General features: G+C 41.9%; 19 protein-coding genes and 1 tRNA gene. 16 read left to right on the forward strand and 4 right to left on the reverse strand.

The genetic code is table 11. The features are described 5' to 3' along the window. Positions 1–79: 79 nt before the first annotated feature. Together M1E06_RS05035 and M1E06_RS05040 are read left to right on the forward strand one after the other, a co-directional pair. The gene (locus tag M1E06_RS05035) at positions 80–910 is read left to right on the forward strand and encodes an undecaprenyl-diphosphate phosphatase (RefSeq protein WP_020452741.1); all 831 of its coding nucleotides are present in this window, start codon (positions 80–82) and stop codon (positions 908–910) included. A gap of 126 nt (positions 911–1036) precedes the next feature. Further along, a complete protein-coding gene (locus M1E06_RS05040) occupies positions 1037–1852 on the forward strand; it encodes a metallophosphoesterase (RefSeq protein ID WP_020452740.1) in 816 nt (271 codons plus the stop codon). 46 nt (positions 1853–1898) lie between these two features. Here M1E06_RS05040 and M1E06_RS05045 read toward each other — a convergent pair whose 3' ends face one another. After that, positions 1899–2447 (reverse strand): YkoP family protein, encoded by a 549-nt coding sequence (locus M1E06_RS05045; protein ID WP_020452739.1) that lies wholly within the window; start codon positions 2445–2447, stop codon positions 1899–1901. A gap of 99 nt (positions 2448–2546) precedes the next feature. Between M1E06_RS05045 and M1E06_RS05050 the strand changes: the two genes are divergently transcribed. Together M1E06_RS05050 and M1E06_RS05055 are read left to right on the forward strand one after the other, a co-directional pair. Continuing rightward, positions 2547–3680 carry an MGDG synthase family glycosyltransferase gene (locus tag M1E06_RS05050; RefSeq protein ID WP_043054450.1) on the forward strand — a complete coding sequence of 378 codons (1134 nt, stop codon included), beginning with the start codon at positions 2547–2549 and terminating at the stop codon, positions 3678–3680. A gap of 16 nt (positions 3681–3696) precedes the next feature. Then, complete coding sequence (locus tag M1E06_RS05055) at positions 3697–5178, forward strand: alkaline phosphatase family protein (protein ID WP_025809680.1); 1482 nt, start codon at positions 3697–3699, stop codon at positions 5176–5178. 20 nt (positions 5179–5198) lie between these two features. Here the strand turns inward: M1E06_RS05055 and M1E06_RS05060 are convergent, their stop codons facing one another. Together M1E06_RS05060 and M1E06_RS05065 are read right to left on the reverse strand one after the other, a co-directional pair. Beyond that, positions 5199–5372, reverse strand: a complete 174-nt coding sequence (locus tag M1E06_RS05060; protein ID WP_020452736.1) for a hypothetical protein — start codon at positions 5370–5372, stop codon at positions 5199–5201. Between the two features lie 22 nt (positions 5373–5394). Continuing rightward, positions 5395–5604, reverse strand: a complete 210-nt coding sequence (locus tag M1E06_RS05065; protein ID WP_003184724.1) for a zinc ribbon domain-containing protein — start codon at positions 5602–5604, stop codon at positions 5395–5397. Between the two features lie 292 nt (positions 5605–5896). Here M1E06_RS05065 and M1E06_RS05070 point away from each other — a divergent pair, with 292 nt between their 5' ends. From M1E06_RS05070 to M1E06_RS05125, 12 genes are all read left to right on the forward strand, one after another. Then, the gene (locus tag M1E06_RS05070; RefSeq protein WP_023856112.1) at positions 5897–6256 is read left to right on the forward strand and encodes a hypothetical protein; all 360 of its coding nucleotides are present in this window, start codon (positions 5897–5899) and stop codon (positions 6254–6256) included. An 18-nt stretch (positions 6257–6274) separates the two neighbouring features. Continuing rightward, positions 6275–6625: a WXG100 family type VII secretion target gene (locus M1E06_RS05075; RefSeq protein WP_020452734.1), complete on the forward strand. Its 351-nt coding sequence runs from the start codon at positions 6275–6277 to the stop codon at positions 6623–6625. A 17-nt stretch (positions 6626–6642) separates the two neighbouring features. Then, positions 6643–7350, forward strand: a complete 708-nt coding sequence (locus tag M1E06_RS05080) for a DUF5081 family protein (RefSeq protein WP_020452733.1) — start codon at positions 6643–6645, stop codon at positions 7348–7350. Next, entirely contained in the window at positions 7347–7670 is a 324-nt protein-coding gene (locus M1E06_RS05085) for a hypothetical protein (protein WP_003184717.1), read from the forward strand. The genes M1E06_RS05080 and M1E06_RS05085 overlap by 4 nt, the downstream gene beginning before the upstream one ends. A 19-nt stretch (positions 7671–7689) precedes the next feature. Further along, positions 7690–9411 carry an EndoU domain-containing protein gene (locus M1E06_RS05090; protein ID WP_025809676.1) on the forward strand — a complete coding sequence of 574 codons (1722 nt, stop codon included), beginning with the start codon at positions 7690–7692 and terminating at the stop codon, positions 9409–9411. A gap of 1 nt (position 9412) precedes the next feature. After that, a complete protein-coding gene (gene cdiI / locus M1E06_RS05095) occupies positions 9413–9799 on the forward strand; it encodes a ribonuclease toxin immunity protein CdiI (RefSeq protein ID WP_020452731.1) in 387 nt (128 codons plus the stop codon). Between the two features lie 197 nt (positions 9800–9996). Next, positions 9997–10083: a hypothetical protein gene (locus tag M1E06_RS05100; RefSeq protein ID WP_230368475.1), complete on the forward strand. Its 87-nt coding sequence runs from the start codon at positions 9997–9999 to the stop codon at positions 10081–10083. A 41-nt stretch (positions 10084–10124) separates the two neighbouring features. Then, entirely contained in the window at positions 10125–10343 is a 219-nt protein-coding gene (locus M1E06_RS05105; RefSeq protein ID WP_025809673.1) for an HNH endonuclease signature motif containing protein, read from the forward strand. Between the two features lie 148 nt (positions 10344–10491). Next, a complete protein-coding gene (locus M1E06_RS05110; protein WP_025809671.1) occupies positions 10492–11127 on the forward strand; it encodes a hypothetical protein in 636 nt (211 codons plus the stop codon). Between the two features lie 168 nt (positions 11128–11295). Then, entirely contained in the window at positions 11296–11919 is a 624-nt protein-coding gene (locus M1E06_RS05115; RefSeq protein ID WP_025809669.1) for a hypothetical protein, read from the forward strand. Between the two features lie 105 nt (positions 11920–12024). Beyond that, complete coding sequence (locus M1E06_RS05120) at positions 12025–13011, forward strand: ADP-ribosylglycohydrolase family protein (protein ID WP_025809667.1); 987 nt, start codon at positions 12025–12027, stop codon at positions 13009–13011. A 115-nt stretch (positions 13012–13126) separates the two neighbouring features. Then, positions 13127–13199, forward strand: a tRNA-Ala gene (locus M1E06_RS05125). A 74-nt stretch (positions 13200–13273) separates the two neighbouring features. On the opposite strand, the gene M1E06_RS05130 is transcribed toward M1E06_RS05125, so the two are convergent. Then, positions 13274–14455, reverse strand: coding sequence for an oxalate decarboxylase family bicupin (locus M1E06_RS05130; RefSeq protein ID WP_023856017.1), 1182 nt, complete (start codon positions 14453–14455; stop codon positions 13274–13276). Positions 14456–14574: the final 119 nt, after the last annotated feature.

The following is a 14574-nucleotide window of genomic DNA, read 5'->3' on the forward strand; positions in this document are numbered from 1 at the left end:
CCGCTTGCATAATCGGCTTTTAAAGGCGATATAAATAGTTTATTAGAGGACAAGTTTTATGAAGCGAAAGGAATGACATATGAACATTTGGGATATTTTTGTCGCCATCATACTCGGAATTGTTGAAGGATTAACAGAATATGCCCCTGTTTCGTCAACAGGGCATATGATCATTGTTGACGACGTCTGGCTGAAATCGAAAGAACTGCTCACGCCTGAGGCGGCGAATACCTTTAAAGTCGTGATTCAGCTCGGCTCCATCCTCGCTGTCGCCATCGTATTTAAAGACCGGATTCTCAACCTCTTAGGTGTGAAGAAAAACATGACGGAAGAGCAAAAATCGGGAAACCGCCTTTCCATTGCCCAAATCGCTGTAGGACTTGTTCCCGCCGCTGTGCTCGGCTTTTTATTCGAAGACTATATCGATCAGTACCTGTTTTCCGTACACACCGTTGCGGTCGGTCTCATCGCCGGCGCGGTGCTGATGCTCGCGGCCGACTGGATTAACCGGCGCACGGAGACGACAGATTCGGTTGACCGGATGACGTATAAGCAGGCGCTCGGTATGGGGCTGTTTCAATGTCTGGCGCTCTGGCCGGGCTTCTCGCGCTCGGGTTCGACGATTTCGGGCGGTGTTATTCTCGGCTTGAACCACAGAGCGGCCGCCGATTTCACCTTCATTATGGCGATTCCGATCATGATGGGAGCCAGCCTGCTCTCTTTAATTAAAAACTGGGCATATTTAAGTGCAGATCTGTTTCCTTTCTTTATTACAGGGTTTATCAGCGCTTTTATTGTCGCTCTTTTTGTCGTCCGCTTTTTCCTCAGGCTGATCAATAAGATCAAGCTTGTCCCGTTTGCCATCTATCGCATCATTTTAGGGCTTCTTCTGTTCATTTTGTTTCTGTAAAATTACGAACCGATTTCCAGCTGGAAATCGGTTTTTATTATAGGTAAAAAGAATGATATCCTATTATTTCCCACTATAAAACTGCCTGCCAACTTACTATACTAGTAAGAGGGAGGAGATATTGAAATGTTTATTATCGCATGTCTATTGATTATCTTAGGTTTAATGCCTATTTTTTATAAAGCGAACCACAATACAAAAGATGTGAAAGTCAACACGATTTCGGTCGAGCGCGTCCAGGCTCCCGCTTTAAAGAAAAAGCTGAACATTCTTCATCTGTCTGATCTTCATTTAGAAAACATTTCGATTTCACCTGAACAGATTCTTGAACTTGCCAATAAAAAACGAGTGGATCTCATTGCTTTAACAGGAGATTTTCTTGATAGGAAACGAAATATACCAAAGCTTGCAAACTACTTAAAAGCTTTGCAAAAACTAAAGCCGGCATACGGGATGTACGCTGTATTCGGCAACCATGACTACGTATTGAAAGGTGAACACTTTCGGAAGCTGAAACGTGTGCTGGAAGATAACGGATGCATCACCCTTCGAAATCAGCATGTCTCGATTGAAGTGGAAGGTGAGGCACTCAACATTATCGGGATTGATGATTACAGCACGAAGCGAAGCGATATTGCCGCTTCATATAAAGAGCTGAAGGAAGGGTACAACCTTGTATTGACGCATGATCCGAACGTTGTGCTTGATATGCAGGAATTTCACTTTGACTATCTTCTGTCAGGGCACTTTCACGGCGGTCAGATTCATTGGCCGAAGCCTTATCATCTTCTGAAGATGGGAAAGCTTGTGCGAATGAATATGATTAAAGGTCTTCACTATCATCATGACAAACCGTTTTATATCAGCGAGGGATTGGGCCAGACGGGAGCGAATATCCGCATTGGAAGCCGTCCGGAAATGACGTTCCATCACATTTCATAAAAAGAAGAGGCTGTTCCTGTTTTGAGGGATCAGTCTCTTTTTTTTGTTATTTCTGCAGATAGGACTTGAACAATTTTTCTTTCGAGATAAACAAATATTGGGAAGGAGGGATTTTACGAAGAGAAAATTGCTTTGTTGTTAAATATAAAATCGGAATCTGCGTCAGTTTTTTAAAGACTCTGTAAAACTGGTTTGCGGGCTCAACGGCTTCAAAACCGAGCCTTTCAACGCCTTTATGCAGTGTGGTAATGCCGATGATGCCTTTGATTTGGTCTGTCCGGTGATGGTTTTTAACATATTCGGCCAGGATCGGCATTGAAAAGTACGCCTTTTGATAAATGAGGATGCCTCTTCTGACAGCGCTCTCAATATTTTGTAGCTCTTTAATCAGCTTAATATTATGCAGATGAATTTTGATCAGAACATCGTTCTTCTTAATAACCGTCCCATCGTTTAACACCACATCGATCCCTTTGTACCTTGTGAGACGGACGCGAAAAATGCTCGATTTCATTTGATCAATGAGTGTCAGTCTTGAAAAAAAATAATAAAACGGGTCAATTACACTCCAAATCGACAAAAAACAGTTTCTCAAGTCGCCACTTTCCTTTCCTGAAAAAATACACTTATATTTTGGCTGGATATTTGAAAAATATAAATGGAAAACATTTTTCTTCTGAAATGGAGGATGGAGATGACAAAGATTCTGATTTTCCCTTTTTTAAGCATTTCCACCGGTCATCATCACGTTGCCGATTCACTGCAGGCAGAACTGCTTCTCAAATCCCATCAATGTGAAAAAATCGACATTTTTTCACATGCTTATCGGCGGCTTGAAAAAGCCTCTTCTGCGGCGTATTTGTCATGGATTCAGTATTTTCCGAAAGTCTACAGCTCGGTCTATCATCTCCTGGCGTGCGGGCGCCATCAAACCGCAAAGCGCCACCTCTTGTACGAGCTGATCTTTTTGAAGGATATGCAGCAGATCATTGCGGAAAAAAAGCCTGATATCGTGTTCTGTACGCATGCATTGCCCTCCTATTTGCTGAACCGCTTAAAAGGCCGATTTCCCGACATGAAAGTGGTCAATGTCTATACCGATTTTTTCGTCAACCGAATTTGGGGAAGAGAAAAGATTGATTATCATTTTGCGCCGATCAAAGACATCAAAGAACAGCTGATCGCAGAAGGCGTTGATGAAGAGAAGATTTTTTTGACCGGAATACCCGTGCATCGTTCCTATAAAATGGAGAGAAAGCCTGGGCAGAACGGGGACAAAAAAGCGGTGTGCAACATCCTCATAACCGGCGGAAGCATGGGGGTGGGCGGCATTTTTAAGCTTGTGCAGGAGCTGTCGCCGAATGGGGATGTCGCATACCAAATACTATGCGGAAAAAACCGAAAGCTCTACCGGTATGTTCATGATTTAAACAATCCATACATTACAGCGCTGCCTTATATCGAAAGCAAAGCTGAAATGAACCGCTTATACGGGGAGGCGTCGGGCATCATGACGAAGCCCGGCGGCGTCACGATCAGCGAGTGCATTGAAAAACAGCTCCCTGTTTTCATCTATCACGCGCTGCCCGGACAGGAAGAGATGAATCTCGATATTCTGAAAAAGAAAAACCTTGTCATTGAACTGAATCAGCAAAAACAGCAGCCGATTGAACAGCAGCTGCTCTCCTTTTTCCGTTCGGAAGAAGACATCAGACGCTATCAAATGAGCGTTGGTCAATATTTGCGCGAAAAATCGGACCGGGATATCAGCGACATTTTAGACGGGATCATTCATAACCGGAGCGGTTTAGGGAATGCTCACGTATAAGGAAGGAGGAAGAACGATGTCTGAGAGCCGCAAGAAATCAGTCGTCATGTTGCTGATTGATTCATTAATGGATGAATCGCTTCAAGAAGCCGTGAAAACCGGACAGGCTCCTGGTCTGCGATATTTTCTGGAAAACGGGCGCTATGTCCCTGATATGATCAGCCCTTTTCCGACGATGTCCGTCAATGTTGACAGCACATTGCTTACAGGGGCGAGCAGCGACCGCCATAAAGTTCCGGGTCTTGTGTGGTACAACGCGAAGGAAAAACGGATCATCAATTATGGCAGCCATATTCGAGAGCTTCTGAAATTAGGCATCAAACAATCCTCCAGAGACGTCTTTTACAATTTGAATCAGGTTCATTTAAGCCAACAGGTGAAGACGCTTCACGAAGAGCTTGATGAAAAAGGAATTGAAACGTGCTCGATCAATGCACTTTTGCACAGGGGGAGCCGGGACGGCTATTTACAGGTTCCTTTTCTTTTTTCAATAATTTCCGGATTAAACCAATCAGTCAAAATCAACACGTCCCAGCTGTTCTCGTACGGCGGTTTTTCCAAAGTGAATCCGGCAAACCGCTCGCTTTTCAAAAAATTCGGCTTTAATGACCGGTTTTCTGCGAATGAATTGGTTCATCTGATCAAAACAAACAAAGTGCCGCCTCTTGCACTCGTCTATTTTCCCGATCTCGACCAGCACGTACATAAACACGGGAGAAACGACGCAGCAGGGGTCGCGAAAGCAGACCGGCATGTCCAAAAGATTTTAGACAGCTTTCCGTCATGGGAAGCCGCTTTAAAGGATCACATTTGGATCGTGATGGGGGATAACGGACAGGCCTGGATCAGCGGCAATAAAAAAGAAGCATTGATTGATTTGAGAAGCCTTCTAGACGCCTTTCGCATTGTGAAATTAAAGAAAGGCGTGGCGGACGATGACGACATCGTTCTTGCCGTTAACGAAAGAATGGCGTTCATCTATTCGCTCGATAAAGCGAAGCTTCCGCTCACGAGGATCGCGGATATTCTGCAACAGGACGAGAGGATCGACATCATCGGCTGGAAAAATGAAACGGATTCAATTGAGGTCGTTTCGGGGGAGCAGCACGGGAAGCTCACATTTCGGCCGGGAGGCAAATACACGGATGAATTTGGACAAACGTGGACGCTGGAAGGGGATGTAAACATTCTCGATTTGACGGTCGAGCAAAGCAGCATGACATACGGAAAGTTTCCCGATGCGCTGGCCAGACTGTACACTTCATTTTTTTCGCATGAAGGCGACTTTTTGATCGCCAATGCAAAGCCTGGATACGAATTTATCGGCGAAGGGTCGCCGACGCACGTCGGAGGAGCCAGCCACGGTGCATTGCACAAGCAGGACTCCCTCGTATCCATGATCATCACCGGAACCGATACAAAGCCGGCATACAATCGCCTTGTCGACGTGAAAGAATGGATTCTTGATTTAGTCAAATCACTGGGAACGGGGCAATGACTAACCCCCTCTCCCAGTGATTATGACGGCTGTCTGATGCCTTTGACAAATGCTGCAAGCGCCGAAGCGATCATCACGAATAGTGAGACTGTTTTTATGATCGCCTGTAAGAGTGCGTGTTCTACGACGATATTGGAGTGCACACATAAAGCCAAAATAAATATGGCAATCAATAATCCGTATTTTTCTCTCATAACCGTTTCTCCTTTCGGGCCGTCATCCTCCAAAGAACAGGTCGAGAATGTTTCCGGCGGTTGAAGATTGTTTGTTGTACAGTTCCGAATACCCGCAGTTTTTGCAATAAACGACGAGAAAACGGTTATGCTGCACATCGAACAATTTTGACAGGCCGGTGCCGGTCGTCGCGATTTCTTTTTGCCCCGCATCTGTGCTTCCGCACTTGATACATCCTTTATGTTCACGCATAGCGCTTCTCCTTTCATGATGTAAAATCCAACCAACTTCATTATAATGGAATGTTCTTCAAAAGAAAATATTTCTCAGGAAATGACCGGTCGGAAAAGAGGGGAAAACGAACTGATTCCTTTTACTTATAAAAATCTCTCGAAGACCGGTTATTTTATTTTTTCGTCGAAAAAACAATCCTTTTAACCTATTCATTCGCCTAGGACCATCCTGTAAGATAAACCTATTACAATATCATCCACTACAGGAAAATAGTTTTTATTGACTAGGATAAATGAAAGGGGCAGCTGCTTTGAGCGAAGGTTTTTGGGATTCAGTAGGCAACTTTTTGCACATATCCTACACGGAAAATGAACGAAAACGCGACGAGTATAAAAATTTATACGACTTTTTATCTGATAAAGAAAGCGATGTTAAGACGAAATTAGCAGAAGTTGATGCAAGTTTGAAAGCATACAACAGCAATCTCCCGGACTTGAAAATCCCTTCCCACGAATTTGAGGATACACGCCATGAAAAGGATGCCAAGCTGAAGGAATTGGTCAAGCATTTTAAAGATATGGTCGATGACATTCAAAGCGCCAAGTCGAAGGCGAAAAGCAAGTGGGAGTATTATAAAGCAAAAGCTGAAGCTGAAGAGAAAAAGGCGTAGAGGAGGAACAGCCGAGTCATGGACGGATATGGATACTACAACTATCAAGCGGCCAATCCGAAAGTAAGCGGAGAGACTGTGAAAATTTCACATAATGGAACAATAAAAGCGCATTCCCATGCGAAAGCGATCGAAAAACATGTTGGCGACTCGCTGAAAAAAGCAAAGGAATTGAAAGCGTATGTTGAAAGCGGAAAATGGAGCGGAAAAACCCGCGACGCATTTTTAAGCTACCTTGAGCTGATTATCGAATTGAATGCCGATATGAAAGACGCCTTGAAAGATCATACGGCTGCATTAGATGCACTGCAAATGCACATCGACGATTTTTCAAAGCTCAGTGAAGTGCAGGAAATCAAAAACTTATAACAGGGAAGGAGAATGACATGCAGGTGAAAGCAGATACGCTGTCGGCGGCAGAACTTTATGTTTTAGCAGGAGCAGCCGGAGTTACCTACATATTCGGTCTTCCGGAACGCGAACAGCTGGCCTTGGCTGAGCCGGATTGTGCAGTAAAAGCAAAAGAGAGCCTGATTGAAAAAGGCATCCTTTTAAAGGAAGGCAAGCTGACCAAGACCGCTTTTTTTCTGATTAAGCTGCTGAAGCAATATCAAGAAAGCGAAGAATTCGTGCGCTTTAATAACGTCATGTGCGCATTTTTGCCGGACGATGAGGAGCGCGTTGTCGCTCTGACTGAAAGAAGCCAGGGCAAAGGCTACACATTAGATTATTTGGAAAAGCGCGAAGTTTATTTATCGCTTATTTCCAACGTGTCATTTTTAGTAAGAGAGCCGCGTGATCAAGACCTCGCTTTTTTGACAAAACCGATGAGCGCCGCTGAAAAAGCCGAAGTCAGGGCAATGGATCTTGATCAAAAAGAAGTTCTTGCTGTGGAAACGTTCAAGCTTGCCTCGCAGCAAAAACCGGCAGACACCGGTTTCCAGACGACAACACTTTACTTTACAAAAGGCGAAGATTTCATCTCGGTTGATCCTTTAAATGATCGATATGAATGGATCAGCCTTTATATTATGAACAACCGGATCTATGACGCACTGCACATCAATTTCAGAGCAGGGAGGGCGATGCTATGAATGCAGAAGGCGGAGCAGGAGGCGGCGGTACAAACATCCATCTCGAGTTTGAAGAAATGATCACCATTTCCAATAAGCTGAAAAGCATCTGCGATATTTATACAGAAGGGGTTCAGAAAGAAATCAAAAACCTTTCAGAATCCGATTTTTATAAAGCCGGACAGGCATCAAAAGCGATTGAAAGCTACGCGGATATTCTCGGGAAGACGATGGAGCTGTTTGATAATTACTGTATAGCTTCCCACATTGTCAGTTATGCGATGGAGAAAATGTATGAAACAGATAAAGAGCTTCAAAAACTCTACAAGATTCAGAAATAGAAATGAGGCGATCATCTAAATGGATGTGAAATACGTACCGGAAGAATGGCAGGGCATGAAAGACGGGCTCGATGCGCTGACGGGCGGACCATATGGCGGCGGTATGAAAGCCGGCCTTATCAAACTCAACGATCTCTTGGAAGATATCGAATCCAAAATCAAAGACAAGGACAGCGACAGGTCGATCAGCTTTACCCACACAAGCAAAAAAAGCAAGATCGAGGAACTGTTTAAGGATTATCAAAAGCTGGCTGACTTTTGCCTGAAAGCCGGCAGTTTGGTGGAAGATCACATTGACAGCCCTTTTTATAAAAAAATAGACGCGTTCGCCGAAAAAATGCGCGGACTGACGATACATAATTACACGACCGCGAACCGGATCGGCTCCAAGGAAACCACTTACGTCGGATACGGCATGTCCAAACAAGCGGTCGAAACCGACAAAGCGAAAGTGAGCGTAAATGATATTTTCAAAGACTCGGAATCGTTTGATCACGTACTGAGCAAAGAATTTGAAGAATTCCAGATCAACCACCCCGACATCGAATTATCGTATGAAGAATACATGAAAGCGATTGCCTCTTCCCGCGGATTTGAATACGAATCAATCGGAGATGTCCAAAAGAATCAGGAATTGTGGCGGGATCTTCTGGCCGGTGCAGGCATCATCGTGCTCACCATCTTTTGTGCACCGGCAGGTCTCACGGTGGCCGTCGCCTACGGAGGAGCCAATATTTCGAGCGCCGCAACCGGAAAAGACTGGATGACACAACGGGAGTTAAACACAGACGAAAGGTTTGAAAGAGGCGTGTTCGGCGCCCTTGACATCATCCCGGGGGCAGCCGCGGCAAAAGGTACATTTAAAAGCGCAGCCACAATCGGCCAAATTTCAAGCAAAACAGAACATATGGTACAATCTTTTAAAGACAGCAAAAACATCTGGGCGAACCGCATGAAGGTGAATGGGCTGAAAGCTCAAGACCGACTCAACGACGCAGGCTTCGCCATCAAAAAACAATTCGCCAAAAGCGCCGACGCTTTGAGCGATATTGCCCGCGGTGCAGAAGCAGGAGCCGGCGGCACCCTCGTCCGAAAAGGGTCCAATTACTCCGCCCACGTCAACGACGCCCATAAAGCGTCGAAAGCGAAGATGCAGGATTCGATTCAGCGGGTTGAGAAGGAGATTGAGGCTGGGAAGAGTGTTTCTAAAGGTACGACAAACCTTAAATATAAAGAAGATTACTATGTCGAACACACGACAGGACCCGTTAAAAAGTTTACTGAACGTAATGGTGTTAGTGGTGGACATAATTATGATGAGTTTAAGAATTATTTTGATAGTAATTCTAACAAGTATGAGTTGGAAACTGTTGTTAAGAAAGAACATCCAAGTATAGAAGGAGTTTTTGATATTGAATATAAAGTGAAGTACGAAAAAATGGACTATACCGGAAAAAATGGAACAGGTGAATACAAAGTAATACCTAATAAAGACAAAATGTATAAAAAGACAGTGTATGATCCAAAGATTATTTCGGATGATGAAATAATAAATTTAAGTAAAAAGGCAATGGACGAAGGATTAAGCAATAAAAGAGAAATTCCTCTATTAAAACAAAAGAAGATAAAAATACAAGGACAAACAGAATATAATGGAAAAAAATTAAAATTTGAAGGCATTATGAATTCAGAAACTGGTGAGATAGAAAATGCTTATCCAGTATTAGAATGGGTGGATTAGTATGAACGTATATGAAGAATTTATTGAGATGATGAAACAGAATAATTTGACTAAAGAAGCAGTTATAGATGTTTTGAATCTTTATGTAAATGGACGTAACTTTCTACAGCATTTAGAAGAATTTAAAAATAAAGAGGGAGAGCGCCGTGAGTATAATGGAATAATTTATTCAGATGAATATGAACAAGATGAAGAGGAATACTTTGGACAAAATAAAGTTTTATTTTATTCTGGCGACGGTGACGATGATTACGATATTGTGAGTTATGATGAATTGTATCAGTATATAAGTACTGCGTGTAATTTTTATATAGAAAGAAATCCTGAGAAGAAAGAGCTTATTGAAGAATTATTAATGAAGATTAAAGAAAAATATGATATTAAATAATGGATACCTGAGGAACATAGTGAGATGAAGAAGCTTTCTGTGCAACTTTAGGCTAAACTTTAAGTGGAATGCTTTCTGTACGTTACTATAAGGCACCTTGTTGTTAAAAACAACGGGTGCTTTTTTGTGTAATATAGCTGGTAGAAGGAAAAATAAATTCTTCCCTCAGATCTCAATGGAAATATAGAATAGACATAGTGGATGAACAAATAAGAAGTGTAGCACAAAATATGAGTTCTAGTGAGAAAAAATTAACTTATTTAAATGTTAAACTAACCTATTAAAAGGAGGTATTGGTTTTGCAGATTTCAAGGGTGCTGGACTTGTGGTAAAGACTAAAGATTTACCAGAAAGTCTCTGGTTAAAGTCTGACGAGGCAAAATTTGAATGGCTAGATAACGCAATTGGAGGAAGACCAGAAGGTATGACATGGCACCATACTGAAGTGCCAGGTAAAATGGAGTTAGTACCTTTTGGAATACACAATATAACTATTCATAATGGTGACAGATCTACTGGAATGTGGGCAGATGTTCCGAGATAGCATTTAGAAAGGAGAAGAAATAAGCTAAGAGTTGCTGTATGACTCAAATGAGATATAATCAAAAACGCATGCGACTGAAAGCAAAAGACAAGCTCAACGACCGTAGCTCATTGACAAAGTTTATTAAAATAAATGTGGTGGACTTTCAGTGAATATTAATCAAGCTCATAAAATTTTGAATAAGCTGGGGAAATCAACTACTCTTGAAGATAGTTGCATTAAAGAGAATGTTGCTCCGTATGAAAATTTTTATATATTGAAGAACGACAAAGATAAATGGGTTTATGGTTTGTTTATGGTTGAAAGACAAAATAACCCTTATTTGGAAATAACAAAAGAATTTTACAATGAAGTTGAAGGGGCAAAACACTTTTTTCTGGATAGGTTATCTTCTTTTTATTTTTTAGAAAAGTTTCAGCTTTTTGTGATGGAACATGAAGAGTTGGATATAGGTGGACCTACATTTGATCAAAGTAAGCTTTTTCAAGCCATGTCTATATTAGGGATCCCTGCTTCTTTATTTGCTTTGGGACAATCACAAGTAAAAAATAGAGCGATTATGCTAGAGATGGAAGACGAAGCAAGTTCGATTGTCTCTTTTGTCAACAATAAAGGTAATGTGATTCAATCTACAGTAGCAATCCAAAATCAAAGAGCACTGTTTATTGCGTTCAAAAAAGTCTATTTGCTTTATCAATTTGAAAATAAAGTGAAAAACTTGTTGGAAACTGAAGGAATAGCAAATAATTTCTCTGAAGGAGACATAAGTACTTTTCTTTTATAATGAAATTTTAATCGACCATCTATCTATTATAGATGGTCGATTTTAATTGAAACTACATAAGGTTATGGAGACAGAGAGTAAAGATTACACTATTCTTAAATATCACAATGATACAATAGATAAAGGTTATATAAAAGAAGTTTCAATTACAAAAGGTGGTCTTTAGAAATGCATAATTTGTTGAAGGAAAACCTTGGTGAGGATTATGCGGTTATAAGTCATGCTGAAGAAAATAAAATAGGGGTTTATCAAAAGTTTAATAACTGTATTTATCAAGAAACATTTGTTGAACTTCAAGAAAACACGGAAAACAATATATATTATTTAATATTAAATCAAAGAGGGAATGAATTTATTAAAGAGCAATTTGATAATAAAGAAGAGGGAATTTGTGCACTCGGTATTTATGCGGTTTCAATTTTAGGTGATCGTATTCGAGATATTGAAACACAAGATAAAATATTAGAGTTAGAAGATAATGAAATAAAATCTTTAAATAACTTATTAGATTTGAAAATTGGTGAGAATTATTTTTCAATTTTTAAAGAAAAAAAGATTTCTGTTAACTTAGAACAAACAAAAAATGGATTATATAATATTTTTTATATGACTCCTGACTTCAAAAAAGTTTATTTAATTAAAGATAGAGAAGCTCCAAGTGCATTTCTTGTATTGTATAACTTTTCCTTGAAATTAAAAGAAGTTATCTCTCTTTTAAATCTATGGAAAAACGATTTCAATATAAGTATGCAGTTTGAAGAGAAGATAAGAAGATTGATTTTAGGAAAATAATATTTGATGTATAATTATTTTTAAATGAATATGATTTAAAACTAAAACGCATGGAAATCGATCTCCATGCGTTTTCAAGATGAATCAACAAAGCGGGTGTGCCAAATGAAAAGAAGAATAATATCGTTTCAGTGGAACGATGATAACCATATCTCACAATTTAAAAAAAGACTGTACTCCACTATCCTTGGCGGGGTTATCGGTGATGCGCTGGGCGTCCCTGTGGAATTTAAAGCTAGAAACTTAAATATCACTGGAATGATAGGGTACGGGACTTATAATCAACCGCCTGGGACATGGTCAGATGATACATCACTCACTTTGTGTTTAATGGAGAATCTGATCGAAAAAAAAGATGAGACCGAATTGATGAAAAAGTTTGCTGCGTATCGGGAAGGGTACTGGACTCCATACGGCAGCATGTTTGATATTGGCAGAGCGACTGATGATGCAATCGAGCGCTTCAAAAGGGGCGTTCCAATTGAACAATGCGGCGGAGCGTCTGAGTTTGATAATGGAAACGGAGCATTGATGAGAATATCTCCGTTGGCTTTTATGCTATGGAACGAATCAGATTTTTCAAAAAGACAAGCTGAGATCGAAAGGTGGGCATTTATTACACATCGTCATCCCCGATCTACGCTGGGATGTATCATTTATATAGAATTCTTAATAAACTTGTTTGATCATTCTCCTAAAGAGGCATATAAACAAGCAGTCCATTCTTGTGTGGAGAATTTGAGAGGAACCGAGTATGAAAATGAGTTTTCTGCCTATAAGAGGATACTCAATGATGACATTGCGGGTGTTAAAAGAGAAGACATCATGTCAGACGGCTATGTTGTGCACTCTTTAGAAGCGGCATTGTGGTGTTTCCTCAATTCAGACCGTTATTCTGATGCTGTATTGGAAGCAGTGAACCTGGGGGAAGACACAGATACAATTGCCTTTATTACAGGTACAATGGCTGGAATGTATGATCAAATGGAAAGCATCCCGGAAGAATGGATCACTGCCTTGCCTAGGATAGATGACATTCTGGATTTGTCTGAAAGGTTCACTCAGTTCTGTTTTGAAAAATCAAAGCAATAGCGCTTGTCTAGGTGAAAAAGAAAATGCCGGCTGACAGAGCATTTTCTTACTCACATCAAAAACCGCTTGCTTTTCTCCAAAAATCCATCTATAATAAATCATGTCTTAAATATACGGGGCATTAGCTCAGCTGGGAGAGCGCTACACTGGCAGTGTAGAGGTCAGCGGTTCGAGCCCGCTATGCTCCATCTTTAAAACCCTTGAAGATTCAAGGGTTTTTTTGTTGCCTTTTTTACGCGATCCATTTTTGCGGGGTGATGGCCTATCTGTCTGTACGGTATTTGACGACTGGCCATTTTTCTTTTCGCAGAGCGTTCATCAGCTCCGGTCCTACATGCAAATGCTCTTCAATCAGCTCTCTTGGAGTCAGCGCCATCCACTGATTTAATGAAATGTCTGCAAAGCGGCTGCTTTTGAATATTTCTAAAAACCACAGGCTTTCGCTGCCTGTATTTTGAATGTAATGTCCCATGGCAAACGGGACATATCCGACATCCCCCGCCCGGTAATTAAAGGTACGGGCAGTCCCGTTTGCCGCAAATACTGTCATTCGCCCGGTTCCTGTGATATAGTACTGCCATTCATCGTTGTTCGGGTGCCAATGCATTTCCCTCATTCCGCCGGGCTTGACTTCGACGAGTGCGGCGGCGATCGTTGTCGAAATTGGAAAGTTTGAAGAATCAACAATTCGCACCGTTCCGCCGGGTGTTACGATAGGTTTTTGTGCAAACAACCTGTAAGCGAAGCTTTTTGGTACGGTTCCATACGGGTCGGGCACTTTTTGGTTTTCGAGCGGTCCCGGCGCTTTTGCTTGGAAGATGTATCGCTGTTTGTCGGGGATGCGGGCGAAGGCGCTTTCGTGTACACCGAAATTCGCGGCCAGAATATCTTTCGGTGTGTGTGCGAACCAATCTGTAATCGTGAAGGTATCGAACTCGGAGAAGTTCCCGTCGTCAAAAACGAGGAGAAATTCGCAGCCATCCTCAAGCCCTTGAATCGAGTGCGGTATTCCAGCGGGAAAGAACCACAAATCCCCGGGGCCGACATCGGCGATAAAGTTTCGGCCGTCCTGATCGACGGCGGTAATGCGCGCATGGCCCAAAATCATGTAAGCCCATTCCGATTGCTTATGCCAATGCAGCTCGCGCACCCCGCCTGGCGTCAGCCGCATGTTGACGCCGGCAATCGTCGTTGATACCGGCAGCTCCCGGACAGTTATTTCGCGCGACCAGCCGCCATGATTTAACTGCATATGTGTGTCTGAAAAAGAAAACTTTAAATTGGGGATTGCTCCGGCATCTGTTTTTGGAGGAACGAACATGTCGGGATTCTCTAAATCCCGCATCACGTCGCGGGGCCCAAAATCGGTCGCGCCCGCACCATCGTGTCTTATTGGATGAGGCACGCGATTGTACCAAGCTGGAGTCCCGGCTGTTCTTTTCATGTAAAAAGCTCCCTTCACAGGTCGTGTATACCGAAATTTATGACAGGGACGCTTAAAATATATCAAATCGAAAAAAATCGGAGCCTTATTAAGACGCTTTTAAAAAAACTAGATGGACA

The sequence above is a fragment of the Bacillus sp. AK124 genome (assembly GCF_053903085.1).

Excerpts from the sequence above, each read along its gene's own strand:
- M1E06_RS05035 (WP_020452741.1), top strand. The coding sequence starts at position 80 with ATGAACATTTGGGATATTTTTGTCGCCATCATACTCGGAATTGTTGAA.
- M1E06_RS05040 (WP_020452740.1), top strand. The coding sequence starts at position 1,037 with ATGTTTATTATCGCATGTCTATTGATTATCTTAGGTTTAATGCCTATT.
- M1E06_RS05050 (WP_043054450.1), top strand. The coding sequence starts at position 2,547 with ATGACAAAGATTCTGATTTTCCCTTTTTTAAGCATTTCCACCGGTCAT.
- M1E06_RS05055 (WP_025809680.1), top strand. The coding sequence starts at position 3,697 with ATGTCTGAGAGCCGCAAGAAATCAGTCGTCATGTTGCTGATTGATTCA.
- M1E06_RS05060 (WP_020452736.1), bottom strand. The coding sequence starts at position 5,372 with ATGAGAGAAAAATACGGATTATTGATTGCCATATTTATTTTGGCTTTA.
- M1E06_RS05065 (WP_003184724.1), bottom strand. The coding sequence starts at position 5,604 with ATGCGTGAACATAAAGGATGTATCAAGTGCGGAAGCACAGATGCGGGG.
- M1E06_RS05075 (WP_020452734.1), top strand. The coding sequence starts at position 6,275 with ATGGACGGATATGGATACTACAACTATCAAGCGGCCAATCCGAAAGTA.
- M1E06_RS05080 (WP_020452733.1), top strand. The coding sequence starts at position 6,643 with ATGCAGGTGAAAGCAGATACGCTGTCGGCGGCAGAACTTTATGTTTTA.
- M1E06_RS05085 (WP_003184717.1), top strand. The coding sequence starts at position 7,347 with ATGAATGCAGAAGGCGGAGCAGGAGGCGGCGGTACAAACATCCATCTC.
- M1E06_RS05090 (WP_025809676.1), top strand. The coding sequence starts at position 7,690 with ATGGATGTGAAATACGTACCGGAAGAATGGCAGGGCATGAAAGACGGG.
- cdiI (WP_020452731.1), top strand. The coding sequence starts at position 9,413 with ATGAACGTATATGAAGAATTTATTGAGATGATGAAACAGAATAATTTG.
- M1E06_RS05115 (WP_025809669.1), top strand. The coding sequence starts at position 11,296 with ATGCATAATTTGTTGAAGGAAAACCTTGGTGAGGATTATGCGGTTATA.
- M1E06_RS05120 (WP_025809667.1), top strand. The coding sequence starts at position 12,025 with ATGAAAAGAAGAATAATATCGTTTCAGTGGAACGATGATAACCATATC.
- M1E06_RS05130 (WP_023856017.1), bottom strand. The coding sequence starts at position 14,455 with ATGAAAAGAACAGCCGGGACTCCAGCTTGGTACAATCGCGTGCCTCAT.